The sequence below is a fragment of the Methanophagales archaeon genome, assembly GCA_021159465.1.
Lineage (GTDB): Archaea > Halobacteriota > Syntropharchaeia > Alkanophagales > Methanospirareceae > G60ANME1.
This window is the reverse complement of record JAGGRR010000002.1, coordinates 1-1820: the sequence shown is the minus strand read 5'-3', so window position 1 is coordinate 1820 and position 1820 is coordinate 1. Positions and strand designations below refer to the sequence as shown.

The 1820-nt window shown below is 43.3% G+C and carries 3 protein-coding genes; all 3 read left to right on the top strand.

Going from position 1 to position 1820, the window contains the following annotated elements:
* Nucleotides 1-21 precede the first annotated feature (21 nt).
* Nucleotides 22-270 (top strand): hypothetical protein, encoded by a 249-nt coding sequence (locus J7J01_00065; GenBank protein MCD6209289.1) that lies wholly within the window; start codon nt 22-24, stop codon nt 268-270.
* 8 nt (nt 271-278) lie between these two features.
* Nucleotides 279-815 (top strand): hypothetical protein, encoded by a 537-nt coding sequence (locus tag J7J01_00060; GenBank protein ID MCD6209288.1) that lies wholly within the window; start codon nt 279-281, stop codon nt 813-815.
* 30 nt (nt 816-845) lie between these two features.
* Nucleotides 846-1820, top strand: a 975-nt coding sequence (locus J7J01_00055; GenBank protein ID MCD6209287.1) for a hypothetical protein, incomplete at its 3' end; no start/stop codon positions are given.

Here is a 1820-nt window from a genome sequence, read left to right as displayed (position 1 = left end):
GATTATATCTAATGGAGCCAGGTGAAGCGAAAGGCCTTCCTGATATTAGAGGTGATGCAACGTATTGGACTCGACCTGATTGGTTACCATCAGATGGAAAACGAGTGTTGTTCTTCGATGATATACATCTCGCGTCTGAACAACTTCAATCCCCATTGTTTGAGTTACTTCTGTGTCATCGGTTACATGGTCACGAGACGTCTGCTGAGACGAGATTTGTTGCGGCTGGAAATTTATCCTTACACAGCGCTGGTGCGTCAGAGCTATTAGCACCTGTGATGGATAGGTTCGATATTGCGGTTGAGTTCAGTCCTACAATGGAAGACTTCATCCAATACGCATCAAGTCAGAATGTTAGTAGTAAGATTTCTGCTTTTCTACTAGCGTATCCTGAGTACCTTTACGACCCTGACCCTCCTACTTCACAAAAGTTTCCTTCACCAAGGAGTTGGTTTAGCCTTCATAAAGTTTTGGCTGCGGGTTATGACATACGTGTTGCTGTAGGTGTTGTAGGAATTAACGCGGGGACGAAATTCATAGACTCTTATCCTCTTTTAGGTAAGAGCATAAACGATTTGTTGAAGACGAAACCAGAATCAGTGAAGGATCAAGTTGTGATCGCAGCTGCTTTGTCTCGCCACAAACCGAATGTTAAGGTTCTGGATTTTGTTGCAAAGAAGCTAAATGCTGAAGCTCAGATGTGTTATGTCATGGGTGAGATGGCGTTCAACTTCGATGATATATATAAGTTAGCTGATCACCCAATACTGTCGAAAATCACAGATGAGCTGATAAAGAAGATGGAAGGGAAGTAAAGAAGGGCTATGCCTTACTAGGAGGCTGTTATGGAACAAGCAACTGATTTTACAGGTATCCGACTTCGGGTTTATAACGCATTGCAGGTGTCAGTAGCGTTGTATGCTCCTGTAGTTTACACAGATAAACTACCGGAGTTTGCTTCTGCGTGCGCAACAAAAGAGGGCAATATTTATCTACGACCTTCACTACCCAAACGGATGAAGGAAATCGCTTACGCTCATGAGCTACTACATCACACATTCCTCCATATTGAGAGAGGCCAGGGAAGACAGCCCATGTTGTGGAATTTAGCCGCAGATCACATAGTACATAAAATCCTCATCGATATTGGATTTACTAATCGGAATGAAATACAGAACTCGGGTTTAGTTTTCTTTGATCATGCACCTGATGGACCAGTAGAAGTTGTATACCGCTGGTTGATGAACCAAATTGGTGACGCGTTATCAAAAGGGCTAGAACAGTTTTCGGTTGGTGGAATATCATTCCGGGTGGTAGATAATGGAGACGATCCATATATTGAATGGCATGATAAGACAAGAGGCACAAGAGGAGTTGCACCAGCCCGGCGCTCGGATGAAAGACCCTTAGAAGGGTCTGGTTTGGCAAGAGAGGAGCTTGAGACTGCAATGAAGAATAGAGGTGACTTACCAGCAGGGTTAAAGAGGGAATTTGATCGGGCGACCCCAAAAGTAAAGTGGACTCTGTATGTACGTTCGAAAATACTATCTGCTGTAGGACGAAGAAGTAAATATTTTACTTACACAAAAATCCCTATTTGGTCCAGGTCCTGTTTTAAGAATGGAATTAGAATCCCTGGGGCTCAGAAGTGTTCGACTCAAGTCGTAGCCGCGATTGATACAAGTGGCTCAATTAGTCGGGCCGAATTGACACAATTTATGACAGAGTTAGAACAGCTGAAGAGAGTGGTTACTGATCTGTATGTGTATACCATCGACGCGGAAATACATGAATTCTATCATAACCCATCGTTTCCTATT

Excerpts from the sequence above, each read along its gene's own strand:
- J7J01_00060 (MCD6209288.1), top strand. The coding sequence starts at position 279 with ATGGATAGGTTCGATATTGCGGTTGAGTTCAGTCCTACAATGGAAGAC.